This is a genomic window from Frigoribacterium sp. CFBP 13729, from assembly GCF_014841875.1.
GTDB lineage: Bacteria > Actinomycetota > Actinomycetes > Actinomycetales > Microbacteriaceae > Frigoribacterium.
Genome location: NZ_JACYUR010000002.1, coordinates 338,793 through 356,952 on the forward strand (window position 1 = coordinate 338,793; position 18,160 = coordinate 356,952).

The following is an 18,160-nucleotide window of genomic DNA, read 5'->3' on the forward strand; positions in this document are numbered from 1 at the left end:
ACCTACGCCTCGTCGTCCGTCTGCTCGTCGGCCGCCGCCTCCTGCTTGCCGACCCGGTCGCCCCAGGTGCGCCAGCTGTACTCGGGGACGAAGCCGAGCAGGTCGCGGGCCTTGTCGCTGCTGAGCAGCGAGTCCGTGCCCTCGACGGCGGCGCGGCGCTCGACGGTCGGCCAGAACTGGTCGGCGAGCAGGGCGGTGGGCGTGTTCATGACCGTGTCGGTCGCGGCGATGATGAACGCCTCGAAGCCGACCAGGTCGCTCTCGAGCGCCTTGCGCACGGCCTGTGCGCCGTCGCGGGCGTCGATGTACGAGAAGAGGTTGAACGTCTTCTTCTCGGGCGTCTCGTCCCAGGGGTACTCCGAGTAGTCGCCGTCGTCCATGACGTTCGAGAAGCGGAGGCCGATCATCTTCAGCTGGCGGTCCCAGCGGGTGAAGTGCCGGGCCATCTCCTCGTCGAGGGCCTTGCCGAGCGAGTACGACGACTCGGGCCGCACGGCGTACTCCTCGTCGAGGGGCAGGTAGGGCGGGTCGAGGTCGAACGGGATGCCGAGCAGGGTCTCGCTGGAGGCCCAGACGACGTTGCGGATGTGGGCCGCACGGGCTGCGGCGAACACGTTGTAGCTGCCGGTGACGTTGTTGTGGAAGAGGGTCGCGTTCGGCACGAGGCCGGGCGCGGGGATCGCCCCGAGGTGCACGACGGCGTCGACCGAGTCGTAGCGGTCGTCGACGTGGGTGAGGGCCTGCAGCACCTGGCCGTAGTCGGACAGGTCGACCTGCACGTACGTGACGCCCTCGACCGGGTCGGGGCTCGGCACGCGGTCGAGCAGCACGACCTCCCAGCCGTGGGCGGCGAGGTCGCGGACGACGGCTCGGCCGAGCTTGCCGCTGCCTCCGGTGACGGCGACGCGGAGGGCCGCGGGGGACGGGGTGGATGACGACATCGTCTGCACTCTTCCTGGGGTCGGGGCGGCGCTCGGTGCGCCTCCTCCTGTCTACCGTGTCGGCGCTGGACGTGCGCGACGGAGCCGCGGGTACGGTCGTGCGGGACGGGGCCGTCCGGCCCCTCCGCCGCCACGGCGACGGACGACACGAGGAGGCGCCCCATGAGCGACACCCAGAGCCACGACCCCGCAGACCACGACGTCGACCCTCGCCACGACGCGGCCGCCGTGCACGGGGACGACCCGGCGCCCGTCGAGGAGCACGCCGGCTCGGTCGCGGACGACGCCGCTCGCGAGGGCGCCGTCGAGCAGGTGGACGACACGCTCGGCGGGCACATCCCGCTGCGCTGAGCCCGTCGGCCTGGCCCAGGACGGCCCGCGCCGGTGACCGCCCGAGAGCTAGCATCTCAGGACGACAGCGACGGGGGCCGCAGATGATCGACGACGACCGACCGACGCTGACCGTCCGCCGATCGCTGGCGGCGGTCGCAGGTGGGCTCGCCTCCGGGTGCCTCGCGGCCGTCCTCACCGCCCTGGTCGTCGGAGCGGCCACGTCCGGCGCCTCCACCACCGGCGAGGGCATCGGCGCGGCCGTCCTCGCCGCCGCCGGCGGCGTCTTCCTCGGGTGCCTCGTCTCTGCTCTGGTCGTCCTCTTCGTCGTCCGCGGTCGTCGACGAGGCGCTCGTTTCTCCGGGCTGTTCTCGACGGGTCTCGCCCTCCTCCTCGTGTTCTTCGGGGTGGGTGTGGTCGGCTCGGTCGCGGCGCCGGTGATCGAGCTGGTGGGCCTCGGTCCTCTCCTCTGGCTCCTCGTGCCGCCGTTGTGGAGCATCCCGGCCGCGGCGGCCGGAGTCGTCCGTCTGCGGTGGGTCGGGTACGTGCTCGGGCTCGGCCTCGGCGCCCTGCTGCTGACCCTGGCCGTGGGCGAGCTCGGCGCCTCCCGCGAGCAGGCTCGCTTCGACGCGGCCTGGACGGGGCCGGTCCTCGTGCCCCGCACGTCCCCTGCCTCGCCGCTCGCCGGCTACGTGCTCCGCGGGGTGACGCCGCCGGGGGAGTACGCCGACCTCGCGTACTCGTACGTGTCGCCGGGGGACGAGGTCGTGCGTGCCGACGGGTCGGTCGCGGGGGACCGTCCCGACGCCTACTACGACCTGAGCTTCGTCGCCCCGGACGACGTCGCGACCTACGCACCCTGCGGGACGGCCGCGCCCGTCTGTCCCGTCGTCGGTCGGGCGCTCGGGGGCGACGTCCTCGCGGACGCGTCGTCGGGCTCGTGGGTCGTCCTGCTCGACGACGGGGCGGTCACCCTGACCGGGTCGCTCGACGACGACGACGCCGTGTCCGTGCTCGACGACCTCCGGCCTGCCGGGCTCGACGCGGTGCACGAGCTCAGGGTCGATCCGGACGTCGCGCTCTGAGTCGGTGCCCCCAGTTCTAGTCGGACGCATGAATCACCCGCCGTTCACCCCACTGCTCGGCGGAGGTGCGGGCTACAGTGCAGTGTGCTCACCGGCTGGTTACCGGGGCACATCGCGCCCGTCATCGTCGACGTGCGACCGAGCGTGGTCTCCTGATCCGATCCCGCCCGGCCTCGTCCGAGGGCGCGACCGCACGCCTCCGCCCGAGCCCTGCTCGGCCACGGGGGCGTGTGCTGTCTCGGGACCGACCGTCTCGCCCCTCCCGCGTGCCCGGACCGGTGCCGACCGCCTCCGGCCCGCCTCGCCTCGCTGTCGCCGGCATGGGGCAGGATCGACACATCATGTCGCCCGCTCCCTCCGCACCGCTGTCCGCCCTGCTGCCCGAGAACCCGGGGCCCGAGTCGTACGACCAGGACACGGCCTACGCCGACTTCGCGGAGTGGGCCGAGAGCCGGGGCCTGCCGCTGTACCCGGCGCAGGACGAGGCGATGATGGAGCTCGTCTCCGGCGCCTCGGTCGTGCTCAGCACGCCGACCGGCACGGGCAAGTCGCTGGTCGCCGCAGGCGCGCACTTCGTCGCCCTCTCGCAAGGCAGACGGACGTACTACACGGCGCCCATCAAGGCCCTGGTCAGCGAGAAGTTCTTCGCCCTGGTCGAGCTGTTCGGGCCGGAGAAGGTCGGCATGGTGACGGGCGACTCGTCGGTCAACGCCGACGCACCGATCATCTGCTGCACCGCCGAGATCCTCGCGAACCTCGCGCTGCGCCACGGCTCGGACGCCGACGTCGACCAGGTCGTCATGGACGAGTTCCACTTCTACGGCGACCAGTCGCGCGGCTGGGCCTGGCAGGTGCCGCTGCTCCTGCTCGACCGCGCGCAGTTCCTCCTCATGTCGGCGACCCTCGGCGACGTCACGCGCCTCGTCGACGACCTGTCGCGCCGCACCGGGCGCCCCGTCGCCCGGGTGACCGGCGTCGAGCGCCCGGTGCCGCTGCACTACTCGTACGCCCAGACCCCCGTGCAGGAGACGGTCGAAGAACTGCTCTCCACCGGCGAGGCCCCCGTCTACGTCGTGCACTTCTCGCAGGCCGCCGCGCTCGAGCGCGCGCAGGCCCTGTCGAGCATCAAGGTGGCCAGCCGTGAGCAGCGGGACGAGATCGCCGAGCTGATCGGAGGGTTCCGCTTCAGCACCGGCTTCGGCAAGACCCTCAGCCGACTGGTGCGCTCGGGCATCGGCGTGCACCACGCGGGCATGCTGCCCAAGTACCGGCGCCTCGTCGAGCAGCTCGCGCAGCGGGGGCTGCTCCGCGTCATCTGCGGCACCGACACCCTCGGCGTGGGCATCAACGTGCCGATCCGCACGGTCCTGCTCACCGCGCTCACGAAGTTCGACGGCACCCGCATGCGACAGCTGACGGCGCGGGAGTTCCACCAGGTCGCGGGTCGTGCCGGCCGTGCGGGCTACGACACCTCGGGCACCGTCGTGCTGCAGGCGCCGGAGCACGAGATCGACAACCTGAAAGCGATCGAGAAGGCGGGCGACGACCCGAAGAAGAAGCGCAAGATCGTCCGCAAGAAGGCGCCGGAGGGCTTCGTCTCGTGGGGCGAGCCCAGCTTCCACAAGCTGATCGCCGCCGAGCCGGAGGCGCTGGTCTCGCACATGCAGATCACCCACGCCATGCTGCTCAACGTCATCGGCCGCGGGGGCGACGTCTTCGCGAACGTGCGCTCGCTCGTCTTCGACAACCACGAGCCCCGGTCGGCGCAGTACGCGATGGCGCGTCAGGCGATCTCGATCTACCGCACGCTCCGCACCGCGGAGGTCGTCGTGCAGGAGGCGAGCCACGACGGAGGCGCGCCCACCATCCGCCTGACGGTCGACCTCCAGGCCAACTTCGCCCTGAACCAGCCGCTCTCGCCCTTCGCCCTGGCGACCTTCGACGTGCTCGACCAGGAGTCGCCGAGCTACGCCCTCGACGTCGTCTCCGTCGTGGAGGCGACCCTCGACGACCCGCGCCCGATCCTCTCCCAGCAGCAGTTCAGGGCGCGCGGCGAGGCCGTGGCCGAGATGAAGCGCGAGGGCGTCGAGTACGACCAGCGCATGGAGCTGCTCGAGAGCGTCACCTGGCCGAAGCCCCTGGACGAGCTCCTGACCGCGCTGTTCGAGACGTACGCGGCGTCCCAGCCGTGGATCGGCGACTTCGCGCTGAGCCCCAAGTCGGTCGTGCGCGACCTGTACGAGCGCGCGATGACGTTCGGCGACTACGTGGCCTTCTACGGTCTCGCCCGCTCGGAGGGCCTCGTGCTCCGGTACCTCTCCGACGCGTTCCGGGCCCTGCGCCAGACCGTTCCCGACGAGGCCAAGACCGACGAGCTCGCCGACCTGATCGAGTGGCTCGGCGAGCTGGTGCGCCAGGTCGACTCGTCGCTGCTCGACGAGTGGGAGGAGATGCTCAACCCGCGCGAGGTCGAGGCCCACGACGAGATCGTTCCGCCGGTGCTCCGCCGCTTCACGGCGAATGACCGCGCGTTCCGCATCGCCGTCCGCAACGAGATGTTCCGCCGGGTGCAGCTGATGGCACGCGACGACGCCGAGGGGCTGGGTCAGCTCGACGCCTCCTCGGGGTGGGACACCGACCGCTGGGGCCAGGCCCTCGACCGCTACTTCGACGAGTACGACACGATCGGCACCGACACCGACGCCCGCGGGCCGCACATGCTCCAGATTGAGCAGCTGCCGACGGTCTGGCGCGTCCGTCAGGTCCTCGCCGACCCCGACGGCGACCACGACTTCGGCATCTTGGCCGTCGTCGACCTCGCGTCGAGCGACGAGCGCGGAGAGGCGGTGGTCACCGTGACGGCCGTCGGCCCGGCCTCCGAGCGCGCCGGGGGCACCGGGGGCAGGCTCGTCGAGGAGTAACGTTGTCGGCGGCCCGGCCGACCACGGCTGCCCGTCACCCCCGGAGCGACCCTCCGGTGCACCGCCCCCGGCGACCCGTCGCCGGGCTCCCCGAGGAGGACCCATGTCTCGCCTGTCCGGCAAAGTCGCGATCGTCACGGGAGCCGCCTCGGGCATCGGCGAGGCCATCGTCCGCCGCTTCGCCGACGAGGGCGCGCAGGTCGTCGCGACCGACATCCTCGACGGGTCGGCCGTCGCGGCCGAGGCCGGCGCGGAGTTCATCCAGCACGACGTCGCCAACGGCGGCGACTGGAAGCGCGTGATGGACAGGGTGGCCGACCACTACGGGCACCTCGACGTGCTCGTCAACAACGCGGGCATCGTCTCGGGGCAGTCGATCGACGTGACGCAGCTCGAGAGCTGGAACCGCGTCTTCGCCGTCAACGTCACGGGCGTCATGCTCGGCACGCGGTTCGCGATCGAGCAGATGCGCGCCAATCCCGAGCGGTCCGGCGGCTCCATCATCAACCTGGCGCCGGCGACGTCGTTCCTCGGCTTCGGCGACGACGCGGCCTACACCGCCAGCAAGCACGCCCTGGTCGGCCTCACCCGCTCGAGTGCGGCGCACGCCGCCCAGGAGGGCTGGGACATCCGCATCAACTCGCTGCACCCCGGGCCGACCGACACGGCGTTGTTCCGACGTCAGGTCGAGGCCCAGCCCGCCCTGCTCGACGCGTTCCGCACGATGAGCCCCCGCGGGCGGCTGGCCATGCCGGAGGAGGTGGCCGGGCTCGCCCTGCACCTCGCCTCCGACGACTCCGCGTTCTCGACCGGCGCGCAGTTCGTCGTCGACGGCGGGCTGTCGAGCACGCACCCCTCGATGTAGCGCGCCGCGGCGCGCGGCACGGCGCCTAGAAGAGGGTGGCGGGCGGCTCGGGCGGGGCCGCGACCGGCGACGTCGTCGCGACGGGGGCGCCGGGCCAGCCGGGGCCTGAGGGCACCTCGGTGCGGTTCTGGAACGCGGTGGCGGCACCCCGTGCGCGGACGTCGGCCGCCTCGTTCATCTCGTGCCCGACGTGGCCGCGGACCCACTCGAAGGTGACCTTCCGCCCTGCGAGGGCGTCGTCGAGCTCCTTGAGGATCTCGACGTTCAGCACCGGCTTGCCGTCGGCCTTGCGCCAGCCCTTGCGCTTCCAGCCGGGCATCCACTCGGTGCAGGCCTTGATCGTGTACTGGCTGTCGCACAGGACGTGCACCGGTTCGCCGGCACCGGCCGTGGCCCGCAGCAGCTCGAGCACGGCGGTGAGCTCGCCCTGGTTGTTCGTCGCGCGGGGCCAGCCGCCCGCGGCCCAGCGGTCGTCGTCGACGTACCAGGCCCAGCCGGCAGGGCCGGGGTTGCCGAGGGCGGATCCGTCAGCGGCGGCGACGATCGTCATGGGTGCTCCTTGCTCGTGATGTGCGCCCACCACGGTACGCGAGCGGCGGCCGCCCCTCGACCCGCGCCTCCTCGGTGCGCCGCGGCTGTGCCGCGCAGCGAGCTGTCGAGGGTCAGCCGACCTGGTCGGGGTGCGAGCCGGAGCGCTCGCCGCTGTCGAGCGCGGCGATCTCGGCGAGGTCGTCCTCGTCGAGCTCGAAGCCGAACACGTCGAGGTTCGACGCCAGCCGCAGCGCGTTCACGGTCTTCGGGATGACGACGAGCCCCTGCTGCAGGTGCCACCGGATCACGGCCTGGGCGGGCTCGACCCCGTGCTTCGCCGCGATCCGGCCGATCGCGGCGTCGTCGAGCACGCGGCCGCGGGCGAGCGGCGACCAGGCCTCGACGGCGATGCCCCGGGCGGCGCAGAACTCGCGCAGCTCGTGCTGCTGCAGCCACGGGTGGGCCTCGACCTGGTCGATGACCGGCACGACGCTCGTCTCGCCGAGCAGACGCTCGAGGTGGTGCACCTGGAAGTTGCTGACGCCGATCGACCGGGCCCGCCCCTCCTCGGCGATCCGCTCGAGCGCACGCCAGGTGTCGACGTACTTGTCCTGCGTGGGGGCCGGCCAGTGGATCAGGTAGAGCTCGACGTGGTCGGTGCCGAGGCGGTCGAGGCTCGCGTCGAAGGCGCGCAGCGTCTCGTCGAAGCCCTGCTCGGTGTTCCACACCTTGGTCGTGACGAAGACCTCGTCCCGCGGCACGTCGGAGGCGCGCAGCGCCTGGCCCACGCCGACCTCGTTGCCGTAGAACGACGCCGTGTCGACGTGGCGGTACCCGAGCTCGAGGGCGGTGGCGACGACGGTGCGCGCCTCGTCGTCGGCGACCTTGTAGACGCCGAGGCCGAGCTGGGGGATGCGGGCTCCGTCGGACAGGACGACGGACGGGACGGTGATGTCGGACATGTCCCGATCCTCCCATCCGCGATGACGGGAGGGGCGAGGAGGCGCGGGCCGAGCGAGGAGGAGGAGGCGCCGGTCAGCTGGCCTGGACGGGGACCGGCTCCGTGTCGGGCAGCGGGCTCGCGTCGCGGCCGCGGAGGTCGGGCAGCGCACGGTGGAACACGAGGCCGACGACCACGCCCACGAACGCGAAGGCCGCGGCCACCACGAGGCCGCCCTGCCCGCCGATGCGGTCGATCCAGAAGCCGGCGATCGCCGAGCCGAGGGCCGAGCCGATCAGCTGGCCGGTGCCCGCCCAGCCGTAGGCCTCGGCGGTGTCGCTGAACTTGACGCTCGACGAGACGATCGCGAACATCACGGCGAGGGCGGGCGCGATGCCGACCCCGGCGACGAGCAGGGCGCCGCTGATCGGCAGGAGCCCCGTGGCGAAGATCGCGAGCACCATCCCGACGAACACGATCGCGAGGCGGCGGCCGAGCGCCCACGGGCCGACGGGCACGTGCCCGAGCGCGAGGCCGCCGACGAGCGACCCTGCCGCGAAGACCGCGAGGGCGATGCCGGAGTCGGCGCTGCCCTCGCCGAAGAGCGCCACGACGCCGGCCTCGACCGCAGCGCACGCGCCGATCAGGAGGAAGCCCGCGACGGTGGCGAGCAGCACGGTGGGCCGGGCGAGCACCTTGCCGAACGAGCGCTTGCTGCGCGGGATGCGCACGCGGCCGACCTCGGGCGAGGCGATGAACCAGATGCCGCCGCCGACGAGGAACAGCGCGGCCAGCCAGATCGCCTCGCGGGTGCCCACCTGCGTCCCGACGAAGGTGGTGATGACCGGGCCGGCGACCCAGATGATCTCCTGGGCCGAGGCGTCGAGCGAGAAGAGGGGAGTCAGCTGCGACGAGTTGACCATCTTCGGGTAGATCGTGCGGACGGCGGGCTGCACGGGCGGCACGCTGAGGCCGGTGACGAAGCCGAGGGCCATGAAGGCGGGCACCGAGAAGTCGTACGCGGTGAACGCGAGCATCGTGACGAGGCAGACGCTGAGCGTCAGCAGCAGCACGGGGCGCATGCCCCAGCGGCCCATCCAGCGGCTGGTGAGCGGGCCGGAGATCGCCTGGCCGATGCTCGTCGCGGCGAGCACGAGCCCGGCCGCCGCGTACGAGTGGTGCACGTGCTCGACGTGCAGCAGGAACGCGAGCGAGAGCATCCCGAAGGGGAACCGCGCGGTCAGCTGGGCCGCGATGATGCGCCCCACGCCGGGGGTCTTCAGGAGGGACGAATAGGTGCTCACGAGAGGTCGAGTCTACGGAGGCGCGGGCGCGTCCGGCAGCCCCGTCCCGACACGCCGCGACACGCCGTGGCCCCGAACTGGGGACGACGCCGTCGCGATGTCGGAGGTGGGGAGGAACATGTGCACAACCGCCAGATCCTGGGGGCAACTCCGCCAGATCTGTGCAGAACTTGGGGGAACTCCTGTGGAGAACTCGCCCGACAGAACTACACGCCTGTAACACCGCATCTAGTTGTGGGCCCGAGTCCGGGCCACAAGATGTAGTATCGAGGAGTTGCCGCAGGTACTACGCCCGCTGCCCCAGACCCGCATCAGAACCACCGCGTCCGACCCCCGCGTCGGCCCGAGAACACAGGGGAAACCATGGCCATCACCGTCTACACCAAGCCGTCCTGCGTCCAGTGCACGGCCACCTACCGCGCCCTCGACAACAAGGGCATCGAGTACGAAGTCCTCGACGTCACCGCCGACGACGCCGCGCTCGAGACCGTCAAGGCGCTCGGCTACCTGCAGGCGCCCGTCGTCATCGCCGACGACGACCACTGGAGCGGCTTCCGCCCCGACAAGATCGCCGGCCTGGCCGCTCGCGTCTCCTGACCCGCGCCTCCTCGTGACGGGTGCAGGCCGCCGCCCGTTCCCGTCGCCGGAGGCACAGCACCACGAGCAGAGGAGGCGGTCGTCACCGTGACCCATCTCATCTACTTCTCCAGCGTCTCGGGCAACACGCACCGGTTCGTCGAGAAGCTCGGGGTGCCGGCCGAGCGCATCCCGCTCTTCCCCTCCGAGCCCCCGCTCCACGCCCGTGACCCCTACGTTCTCGTCCTGCCGACCTACGGCGGCGGCGAGGGCCGAGGCGCCGTCCCGAAACAGGTCATCCGGTTCCTCAACGACGAGGGCAACCGAAGCCTCATCCGAGGCGTGGTCGCGGCGGGCAACACCAACTTCGGAGAGGGGTACTGCCTGGCCGGCGACATCGTCGCCGCCAAGTGCGCCGTGCCCCTGCTCTACCGGTTCGAGGTCTTCGGCACCCCGGACGACGTCTCAGCAGTACAGAACGGATTGGAAGAATTTTGGACGCAGCAGTCGACGATCTCGAAGTGATCGCAGCACCCGGGCAGGGCATGAGCATGGACTACCACTCGCTCAATGCGATGCTGAACCTGTACGGCCCGTCGGGCGAGATCCAGTTCGACAAAGACAGGGAGGCGGCGAAGCAGTACTTCCTGCAGCACGTCAACCAGAACACGGTCTTCTTCCACAACCTGCGTGAGCGTCTCGACTACCTCGTCGAGAACGAGTACTACGAGCTCGCCACCATCGAGCAGTACGACTTCGCCTTCATCGAGCGCCTGAACGACCTGGCCTACTCGAAGAAGTTCCGGTTCCAGACCTTCCTCGGCGCGTTCAAGTACTACACCTCGTACACGCTCAAGACGTTCGACGGCAAGCGCTACCTCGAGCGCTTCGAGGACAGAGTCGTGATGACCGCCCTCGGCCTGGCCCAGGGCGACGAGCAGCTCGCGATCGACCTCGTCGAGGAGATCATCGGCGGCCGCTTCCAGCCGGCCACCCCCACGTTCCTCAACACCGCGAAGGCACAGCGAGGCGAGCTCGTCAGCTGCTTCCTGCTGCGCATCGAGGACAACATGGAGTCGATCTCGCGCGGCATCAACTCGTCGCTGCAGCTGTCGAAGCGCGGCGGCGGCGTGGCCCTGTCGCTGTCGAACATCCGCGAGGCCGGTGCCCCGATCAAGCAGATCGAGAACCAGTCGTCGGGCATCATCCCCGTCATGAAGCTCCTCGAGGACAGCTTCAGCTACGCGAACCAGCTGGGTGCCCGCCAGGGCGCCGGTGCCGTGTACCTCAGCGCGCACCACCCCGACATCATGCGGTTCCTCGACACCAAGCGTGAGAACGCCGACGAGAAGATCCGCATCAAGACGCTGTCGCTCGGCGTCGTCGTGCCCGACATCACGTTCGAGCTCGCCAAGAACAACGAGGACATGTACCTCTTCTCGCCGTACGACGTCGAGAAGGTCTACGGCGTCCCCTTCGGCGACGTCGCGATCAGCGAGAAGTACCGCGAGATGGTGGCCGACGGCCGCATCAAGAAGACCAAGATCAAGGCGCGCGACTTCTTCCAGACGATCGCCGAGATCCAGTTCGAGTCGGGCTACCCCTACATCGTCTTCGAGGACACGGTCAACGCCGCGAACCCGATCAAGGGCCGCATCAACATGTCGAACCTGTGCTCGGAGATCCTGCAGGTCAACACCCCGACCACGTTCAACGAAGACCTGTCGTACAACGAGATCGGCAAGGACATCTCGTGCAACCTGGGCTCGATGAACATCGCGCTCTCGATGGACGCCCCCGACCTCGGCAAGACCGTCGAGACCGCGATCCGCGGCCTCAGCGCGGTCAGCGACATGAGCCACATCCAGTCGGTGCGCTCGATCGAGGTCGGCAACGACCAGTCGCACGCCATCGGCCTCGGCCAGATGAACCTGCACGGCTACCTGGCCCGTGAGCGCGTGCACTACGGCAGCGAAGAAGCGATCGACTTCACGAACATCTACTTCTACACGGTGCTGTTCCACGCCCTGCGCGCCTCGAACACGATCGCGATCGAGCGCGGCGTCACCTTCGGCGGCTTCGAGGACTCGAAGTACGCCTCGGGCGAGTTCTTCGACAAGTACACCGAGCAGGAGTGGGTGCCCAGCACCGAGCGCGCGGCCGGCCTCTTCGCCGCGTCGGGTGTCACGATCCCCACGCAAGAGGATTGGCGTCAGCTCAAGGCCAGCGTCATGCAGCACGGCCTGTACAACCAGAACCTGCAGGCGGTGCCCCCGACCGGCTCGATCTCGTACATCAACCACTCGACGTCGTCGATCCACCCGATCGCGTCGAAGATCGAGATCCGCAAGGAAGGCAAGCTCGGCCGCGTCTACTACCCGGCGCCGTTCATGACGAACGACAACCTGGAGTACTACACCGACGCGTACGAGATCGGCCCCGAGAAGATCATCGACACCTACGCCGCGGCGACGCAGCACGTCGACCAGGGCCTCTCGCTGACCCTGTTCTTCAAGGACACCGCGACGACCCGCGACATCAACAAGGCCCAGATCTACGCATGGCGCGCGGGCATCAAGACGATCTACTACATCCGTCTGCGCCAGCTCGCCCTCGAGGGCACCGAGGTCGACGGCTGCGTCAGCTGCATGCTCTAGGCCTCGCGGCCACCCGGCGGGGGCCGGTCTCGACGACCGGCCCCCGCCTCCTTGACTGAGATCCACGGCATCATCCCGACGGAAGAGACGACATGACCATCACCGACAAGATCAACAGCGTCGCCGGCGACCCGGTGCACGCCACCGGCAAGTCGATCCCGCTGATCAAGTCGGTCAGCGCGATCAACTGGAACCGCATCCAGGACGACAAGGACGTCGAGGTCTGGAACCGCCTCGTCAACAACTTCTGGCTGCCCGAGAAGATCCCGCTGTCGAACGACGTGCAGTCGTGGAACACCCTCACGCCCGAGGAACAGCAGCTCACCATGCGCGTGTTCACGGGCCTGACGCTGCTCGACACGATCCAGGGCACCGTCGGCGCGATCAGCCTGATCCCCGACGCGATCACGCCGCACGAGGAGGCCGTCTACACGAACATCGCCTTCATGGAGTCGGTGCACGCCAAGAGCTACTCGTCGATCTTCTCGACCCTCGCGTCGACGCCCGAGATCGACGACGCCTTCCGCTGGTCGGTCGAGAACCCGAACCTGCAGAAGAAGGCCCAGATCGTCCTCGACTACTACACGGGCGACGACCCCCTGAAGCGCAAGGTCGCCTCGACCCTGCTCGAGTCGTTCCTGTTCTACAGCGGCTTCTACCTGCCGATGTACTGGTCGTCGCGCGCCAAGCTCACCAACACGGCCGACCTGATCCGCCTCATCATCCGCGACGAGGCCGTGCACGGGTACTACATCGGCTACAAGTTCCAGAAGGGCCTCGAGGGCGCCTCGGACGAGCGCAAGCAGGAGATCAAGGACTACACGTTCAACCTGCTCTTCGAGCTCTACGAGAACGAGATCCAGTACACGCAGGACCTCTACGACACCGTCGGCCTGACCGAGGACGTCAAGAAGTTCCTGCACTACAACGCCAACAAGGCGCTGATGAACCTCGGCTACGAGCCGATGTTCCCCAAGGAGACGACCGACGTGAACCCGGCGATCCTGTCGGCCCTCTCGCCGAACGCCGACGAGAACCACGACTTCTTCTCGGGGTCGGGCTCGTCGTACGTCATCGGCAAGGCCGTCAACACCGAGGACGAGGACTGGGACTTCTAGCCCGTCCGGCTCCGCTGCACCACTCAGGAACCCGCGTCCTGATCCTCCACGGATCAGGACGCGGGTTCCTTCGTCGTGCACGGGTCAGGAACGCGAGACGAGCTGTTCCTGAGATGTGCGCGCTCGACGGTCGAGCAGGTCGGGCCGAGCGGAGGAGGCGCGGGTCGGCTGGTCGGGGGAGGTGCGGCGCCGGCGCGCACGCGACCATGGAGCAGACCCTGCCACGAGGCTCGAGCTGATCGACGGAGCACCGATGACGACGAACCCCTCCTCCCGGCCGCCCGCGCACGGATGGACGGCGCCCGGCGGCGAGCGGGTCGACGACGTGGATGCCGACGCCTGCGACCTCGACGAGTCGACGACCGCCGAGTGGCAGCCGGTCGCGGCGCACGTGGCTGGTGACCGGTACCGGTCTGCCGACTCGGCCGACGCCTCCACCGGCTCGATCGTCGTGGGGCTGCGGGTCTCGTGGTGGCCGGTCGCGGCGTTCGTGCTGATCTCGTTCGGCCTCGCCTGGCTCGTCTGCCTGCCGCTCTGGCTCGGCGACGGCCTCGCCAGCCCGCTGCTCGGCGTCTGCGCCATCGCGATGATGGCGACGCCCGCGATCGGAGCCCTGCTCGTCAGCCGGTTCGTCGACCGTCCGGTCTCGATCCCGCGGGCTCTCGGGCTCTGGCCGCTGCGTCCGGTGGGACGGCTGCTCGGGTACCTGGGCCTCGGCCTGGCCGTGCCCGTCGCGCTCGTGCTCGTGGCCCTGCCGATCGGCGCCGCGCTCGGCTCCTACCCGGCCGACGTCACCGGGTTCTCGGCGTTCCGAGAGCTGACCGAGCAGCAGGTGGCCCAGGCGACCGCGGGCCTCGGCGATCCGGGACCGCTGCCGCCGATCGGCCTGCTCGTCGCCCTGCAGCTCGTGTCGATCCCCATCGGCGCGTTCGTCAACACCGTTCCCGCGCTGGGCGAGGAGCTCGGCTGGCGGGGCTTCCTCCTGCCGCGCCTCCTGCCCCTCGGCACCGCGCCGGCCGTGCTGATCAGCGGGGCCGTCTGGGGGCTCTGGCACACGCCGCTGATCCTGCTCGGCTACAACTACGGCGGCGAGACGCCGGGCTGGCTCGGCGTGCTGATGATGACCGGGACGTGCGTGGTGGTCGGGGCCGTCTTCGCCTGGCTGCGGCTGCGGTCGGCCAGCGTCTGGCCTGCTGCCCTGGCGCACGGCGCCTTCAACGCCGCCGCCGGGTCGTACCTGCTCTTCGCCGCGGCGGGCGAGCGGATCGACCTCGTACAGGGCACGATCCTCGGCTGGTCGGGCTGGATCGTCCCCGTGCTGCTCGTCGCGGTGCTCGCCGCCACGGGCCAGTTCCGTCGCCCGGGCGCAGCCCGCCGACGCTGAAGCGGGCATCGAGTTGCCCCGAACTGCTGCCTGGCGGGGCGGGAAGCAGCAGTTCGGGGCAACTCGGATCGGGACCGGGGGGCGACCGCGAGCGGGACTACTGCTCGGTGTGCCCGAGGTCGGGGTCGGCCACGAACGACACGACCGGGGCCGCCGCGGCGCCCGTCTCGAACACGACGAGGTCGTTGTCGCCTGCCCGCAGCTGTTCACCCGGGACGTAGAGGGTGTGCTGCGGTCCGCGCGTCCAGTACCGCCCGAGCGCGAAGCCGTTGACGAACGCGACGCCCTTGCCCCACGACCTCGTGTCGAGGAACAGGTCGGCGGGCTCGTCGAGCGTCACCGTCGCGTGGGCGAACACCGGGCCGTCGAGCGTCGTCACGACGGAGTCCGACACCGATGCCGAGGAGGCGCCGGCCGCGCCGCCCGCCTCGGTCGCGTCGCCGGACAGCTTCGCGTCGCCCGACAGGGTCGCGTCGCCGGACAGGGCCGCGACGACCGCCCCCAGGTCGAGCGGCGTGCTGCGCCAGCCCGTCAGCTCGGCGCCGTCGAGCAGCGCCGACCCGACGAGGCCCTTCGCCTCGCCGATGCGGACGCCGTAGTTGACGCGTCCCTGGTCCTCGACCAGCACCTCCAGCACGCGGCCCGGCGGCACCGTGATCGCGCGCTCGTGCTGGTCGCGCTGGAGGACGCCCACCCGGCGACCGTCGACGCAGACGACGGCGCGGTCGCGCACGCCCGCGAACGAGAGCACCCGGGGCTCGTCGCCGGCCGGCAGGTCGACGCGGTGCAGGGCGAAGCCGCGGTAGCTGCCGAGCGAGTCCATCGTGGGCACGTCCTCGGTCCCGATCCAGCCCGAGGCGCCGACGCCGACACCGAGGTCTCCGCCGGCGCCGTCCGCACCGAGGTCGCCGACGACGTCGCCGAGGCGCACGCTGCGGTCGAACGTCGTCGACAGCACGGGCGACGGCGATCGCCGCGCCGGCACCTCGTCAGGCACGGGCAGGTGCCGGGCGATCACCTCGCGGAACGCGAAGAACTTGTCGGTCGGCCAGCCGGCCTCGTCGAGGGGAGCGTCGTAGTCGTACGACGTCACGTGCGACTGGTACGTGCCCTTGTGGTTGGCGCCGTTCGTGAAGCCGAAGTTCGTGCCGCCGTGGAACATGTAGACGTTGACCGACGCACCCGCCGCCAGCAGCGCGTCCAGCTCGCGTGCCGCCTCCTCGACCGGGGTCGTGTGGTGGTGCTCGCCCCAGTGGTCGAACCAGCCGTCCCAGAACTCGGAGCACATCAGGGGCCCCGTCGGCTGGTGCCGGCGCAGGGTGGCGAGCCGCTCCTCCGTGCGTGACCCGAAGCTCCCGGTCTTGTGCAGCTCGGGCAGGCTGCCCGCCGAGAGCATCTCGTCGGTGGGCTGGTCGACCGTCGTCAGGGGCACGACCACGCCGGAGGCGCGGGTCAGGTCGACGAGGTGCCTCAGGTACCCGGAGTCGTCGCCGTACGCGCCGTACTCGTTCTCGATCTGGACGAGCACGACGGGCCCGCCGTGGTCGATCTGCCGGGGCACGACGATCTCGTAGACGCGCTCGAGGAACTCGTCGACGGCGGCGAGGTAGAGCGGCTCGTCGCGGCGGACGCCGACGGCAGGGTCGTCGAAGAGCCAGCCCGGCAGGCCGCCGCCGTCCCACTCGGCGCAGATGTAGGGGCCGGGGCGCACGATCGCGTGCATGCCCTCGGCGGCGACGAGGTCGAGGAACCGGCCGAGGTCGAGGCCCGCGCTCGTGTCGAAGTCGCCGCGGCGCGGGGAGTGCGCGTTCCAGGCGACGTACGTCTCGATGGTGTTGAGGCCCATCAGCCTGGCCTTGTGGATGCGGTCGGCCCACTGGTCCGGGTGCACCCGGAAGTAGTGCAGGGCGCCGGCGACGACCCGGTGCGGGGCGCCGTCGAGCTCGAAGTGGTCGGGGCCGATCACGAAGCGCGTGCTCGTGGGGGCGGTGCTGCTGCTGATGGTGTTCCTCCGGTGGGGCGAGGGGACGTGGCGACGGGGAGGCGCGACGTGCGTCGCGCCTCCCCGCTGCGGTGGTCAGGCGGTGCTGCGGTGCTGCTGGTGGTGCTGGTCGTGCGTGTGCTGCGAAGCCCTACTCGGTCTCGACGGTGAAGCCCTGCTGCTCACCGTACGTGGCGGTGGCCTTCGCCCACTCCTCGAGCACCGGGTCGAGCGAGGTGCCGTTGGTGTAGGCCGACGACGCGCTGTCGCTGAAGATGCTGTTCGCGTAGACCTGGAAGGGCAGGTACTGCCAGTCGGGCAACACGTCCTGTGCGGCCTGGCCGAGCACCTCGTTGATCTTCTGGCCGCCGAAGTACTCGGGGGCCTCGGCGAGGAACTCGGGGTCGGTGAGGTCGGCCGTGGTGGACGGGAAGCCGCCGGCGTCGAACGAGATCTGGCGCCCCTCCTCCTCGGCGGTGGCGAACTTGGCGAACTCGGCGGCGACGAGCTTGTTCTGCGACTGCTCCATCACGGCGATCGACGAGCCGCCGTTCTCGGCGGTCGCGGTGTCGCCCTCCTCGTACTGGGGCATCGGGGCGACGCGCCACTGGCCGGAGCCGTCGGCGGCCTGGGCCTCGAGGTTGCCGGGCATCCAGGCGCCGGTGAGCATCGTGGCGATCGAGCCGTCGCCGAGGGCACGGAACCACTCGTCGGTCCAGCCCGGGGTCTGGGCGAGCGAGCCGTTCTCGACGAGGGTGTTCCAGGTCGAGGTCCAGCGCTTGGCGCCCTCGTCCTGCAGATCGATCGAGACGGTGTCGCCGTCGACCGAGTAGGGGTGCCCGCCGGCCTGCCAGATCATGCTGGTCGTGAAGCCCGCGTCGCCGGTGTCGCCGGCGATGAACTGGTTCGGGTCGGCGGAGTGCATCGTCTCGGCCGCGGCGAGGTACTCGTCCCACGTCGTCGGCACGGCGATGCCGTACTTGTCGAAGACGTCCTGGCGGTAGAACATCGCCATGGGGCCGGAGTCCTGAGGCAGGGCGTAGACGGCGTCGCCGTCGGTGACGGAGTTCCACGTCGAGGCGGTGAAGTCCTCCTCGAGGTCGCCGTAGCCGTAGCCGCTCAGGTCGGCGAGCGAGTCGCCGAGCGAGAACTGGGGGATGGCGAAGTACTCGACCTGGGCGACGTCGGGGGCGCCCTTGCCGGCCTTGATCGCGTTCTGCAGCTTCGTGTACTGGTCGGCGCCGGTGCCGACGTTCTGCACGTCGACGGTGATGTCGGGGTGCGCCTTCTCGAAGGCCTCTGCGATGGGCTCGACGGCGGGGGCCCAGGCCCACACCGTGATCGAGGACTTCTCCTTCAGGGCCGCGGCGAGCTCGTCGCTGGTCGCGGTGTCGGCGCTGGCGCCGCCTCCGGAGCCGGAGGAGCAGGCGGCCAGCGAGCCGGCCAGGGCGATGCCGAGACCGAGAGCGACGACGCGCTTCGCGGTGCGGGGGAGGTTACGGGACATGGGTGGTGCCTTTCACTTCA

15 protein-coding genes are annotated in these 18,160 nt (G+C 70.5%); 9 read left to right on the forward strand and 6 right to left on the reverse strand.

Going from position 1 to position 18,160, the window contains the following annotated elements; translation table 11 throughout:
* Positions 1-2: 2 nt before the first annotated feature.
* Entirely contained in the window at positions 3-941 is a 939-nt protein-coding gene (locus IFT77_RS08025) for an NAD(P)-dependent oxidoreductase (protein WP_192169686.1), read from the reverse strand.
* A 162-nt stretch (positions 942-1,103) separates the two neighbouring features.
* Here IFT77_RS08025 and IFT77_RS08030 point away from each other — a divergent pair, with 162 nt between their 5' ends.
* The 4 genes from IFT77_RS08030 to IFT77_RS08045 all read left to right on the forward strand — a co-directional run bounded on the left by IFT77_RS08030 (position 1,104) and on the right by IFT77_RS08045 (position 6,142).
* Positions 1,104-1,292: a hypothetical protein gene (locus tag IFT77_RS08030; RefSeq protein ID WP_192169687.1), complete on the forward strand. Its 189-nt coding sequence runs from the start codon at positions 1,104-1,106 to the stop codon at positions 1,290-1,292.
* 83 nt (positions 1,293-1,375) lie between these two features.
* The gene (locus IFT77_RS08035; RefSeq protein WP_192169688.1) at positions 1,376-2,356 is read left to right on the forward strand and encodes a hypothetical protein; all 981 of its coding nucleotides are present in this window, start codon (positions 1,376-1,378) and stop codon (positions 2,354-2,356) included.
* A gap of 341 nt (positions 2,357-2,697) precedes the next feature.
* Positions 2,698-5,277, forward strand: a complete 2,580-nt coding sequence (locus IFT77_RS08040; RefSeq protein WP_192169689.1) for an RNA helicase — start codon at positions 2,698-2,700, stop codon at positions 5,275-5,277.
* Positions 5,278-5,380: 103 nt separating this feature from the next.
* Positions 5,381-6,142 (forward strand): SDR family oxidoreductase, encoded by a 762-nt coding sequence (locus tag IFT77_RS08045; RefSeq protein WP_123547988.1) that lies wholly within the window; start codon positions 5,381-5,383, stop codon positions 6,140-6,142.
* A gap of 25 nt (positions 6,143-6,167) precedes the next feature.
* Here the strand turns inward: IFT77_RS08045 and IFT77_RS08050 are convergent, their stop codons facing one another.
* The 3 genes from IFT77_RS08050 to IFT77_RS08060 form a co-directional block, all read right to left on the reverse strand.
* A complete protein-coding gene (locus tag IFT77_RS08050; protein WP_192041012.1) occupies positions 6,168-6,692 on the reverse strand; it encodes a ribonuclease H in 525 nt (174 codons plus the stop codon).
* A 112-nt stretch (positions 6,693-6,804) separates the two neighbouring features.
* Entirely contained in the window at positions 6,805-7,635 is an 831-nt protein-coding gene (locus IFT77_RS08055) for an aldo/keto reductase (protein ID WP_192041013.1), read from the reverse strand.
* A 73-nt stretch (positions 7,636-7,708) separates the two neighbouring features.
* On the reverse strand, positions 7,709-8,917 hold the full coding sequence (locus IFT77_RS08060) for an MFS transporter (RefSeq protein WP_146903824.1): 1,209 nt from the start codon (positions 8,915-8,917) through the stop codon (positions 7,709-7,711).
* Between the two features lie 363 nt (positions 8,918-9,280).
* Here IFT77_RS08060 and nrdH point away from each other — a divergent pair, with 363 nt between their 5' ends.
* From nrdH to IFT77_RS08085, 5 genes are all read left to right on the forward strand, one after another.
* Complete coding sequence (gene nrdH, locus IFT77_RS08065; protein ID WP_123547992.1) at positions 9,281-9,514, forward strand: glutaredoxin-like protein NrdH; 234 nt, start codon at positions 9,281-9,283, stop codon at positions 9,512-9,514.
* Between the two features lie 87 nt (positions 9,515-9,601).
* Entirely contained in the window at positions 9,602-10,018 is a 417-nt protein-coding gene (gene nrdI / locus IFT77_RS08070) for a class Ib ribonucleoside-diphosphate reductase assembly flavoprotein NrdI (protein WP_192041014.1), read from the forward strand.
* 26 nt (positions 10,019-10,044) lie between these two features.
* Positions 10,045-12,150, forward strand: a complete 2,106-nt coding sequence (nrdE, locus tag IFT77_RS08075; protein ID WP_192041417.1) for a class 1b ribonucleoside-diphosphate reductase subunit alpha — start codon at positions 10,045-10,047, stop codon at positions 12,148-12,150.
* A gap of 92 nt (positions 12,151-12,242) precedes the next feature.
* Positions 12,243-13,268, forward strand: a complete 1,026-nt coding sequence (gene nrdF / locus IFT77_RS08080; protein WP_228506869.1) for a class 1b ribonucleoside-diphosphate reductase subunit beta — start codon at positions 12,243-12,245, stop codon at positions 13,266-13,268.
* Between the two features lie 253 nt (positions 13,269-13,521).
* The gene (locus IFT77_RS08085; RefSeq protein WP_192169690.1) at positions 13,522-14,652 is read left to right on the forward strand and encodes a CPBP family intramembrane glutamic endopeptidase; all 1,131 of its coding nucleotides are present in this window, start codon (positions 13,522-13,524) and stop codon (positions 14,650-14,652) included.
* Between the two features lie 97 nt (positions 14,653-14,749).
* Here IFT77_RS08085 and IFT77_RS08090 read toward each other — a convergent pair whose 3' ends face one another.
* Together IFT77_RS08090 and IFT77_RS08095 are read right to left on the reverse strand one after the other, a co-directional pair.
* Entirely contained in the window at positions 14,750-16,618 is a 1,869-nt protein-coding gene (locus IFT77_RS08090) for a beta-galactosidase family protein (RefSeq protein WP_371740985.1), read from the reverse strand.
* Between the two features lie 166 nt (positions 16,619-16,784).
* Complete coding sequence (locus IFT77_RS08095; RefSeq protein ID WP_192169691.1) at positions 16,785-18,140, reverse strand: ABC transporter substrate-binding protein; 1,356 nt, start codon at positions 18,138-18,140, stop codon at positions 16,785-16,787.
* Between the last annotated feature and the right edge of the window lie 20 nt (positions 18,141-18,160).

What these genes read in the sequence shown, in the direction of transcription:
- IFT77_RS08030 (WP_192169687.1), top strand. Translation starts at nt 1,104, where the DNA reads ATGAGCGACACCCAGAGCCACGACCCCGCAGACCACGACGTCGACCCT.
- nrdE (WP_192041417.1), top strand. Translation starts at nt 10,045, where the DNA reads ATGGACTACCACTCGCTCAATGCGATGCTGAACCTGTACGGCCCGTCG.
- IFT77_RS08025 (WP_192169686.1), bottom strand. Translation starts at nt 941, where the DNA reads ATGTCGTCATCCACCCCGTCCCCCGCGGCCCTCCGCGTCGCCGTCACC.
- IFT77_RS08055 (WP_192041013.1), bottom strand. Translation starts at nt 7,635, where the DNA reads ATGTCCGACATCACCGTCCCGTCCGTCGTCCTGTCCGACGGAGCCCGC.
- IFT77_RS08035 (WP_192169688.1), top strand. Translation starts at nt 1,376, where the DNA reads ATGATCGACGACGACCGACCGACGCTGACCGTCCGCCGATCGCTGGCG.
- IFT77_RS08040 (WP_192169689.1), top strand. Translation starts at nt 2,698, where the DNA reads ATGTCGCCCGCTCCCTCCGCACCGCTGTCCGCCCTGCTGCCCGAGAAC.
- nrdH (WP_123547992.1), top strand. Translation starts at nt 9,281, where the DNA reads ATGGCCATCACCGTCTACACCAAGCCGTCCTGCGTCCAGTGCACGGCC.
- IFT77_RS08050 (WP_192041012.1), bottom strand. Translation starts at nt 6,692, where the DNA reads ATGACGATCGTCGCCGCCGCTGACGGATCCGCCCTCGGCAACCCCGGC.
- IFT77_RS08085 (WP_192169690.1), top strand. Translation starts at nt 13,522, where the DNA reads ATGACGACGAACCCCTCCTCCCGGCCGCCCGCGCACGGATGGACGGCG.
- IFT77_RS08095 (WP_192169691.1), bottom strand. Translation starts at nt 18,140, where the DNA reads ATGTCCCGTAACCTCCCCCGCACCGCGAAGCGCGTCGTCGCTCTCGGT.
- nrdF (WP_228506869.1), top strand. Translation starts at nt 12,243, where the DNA reads ATGACCATCACCGACAAGATCAACAGCGTCGCCGGCGACCCGGTGCAC.
- IFT77_RS08045 (WP_123547988.1), top strand. Translation starts at nt 5,381, where the DNA reads ATGTCTCGCCTGTCCGGCAAAGTCGCGATCGTCACGGGAGCCGCCTCG.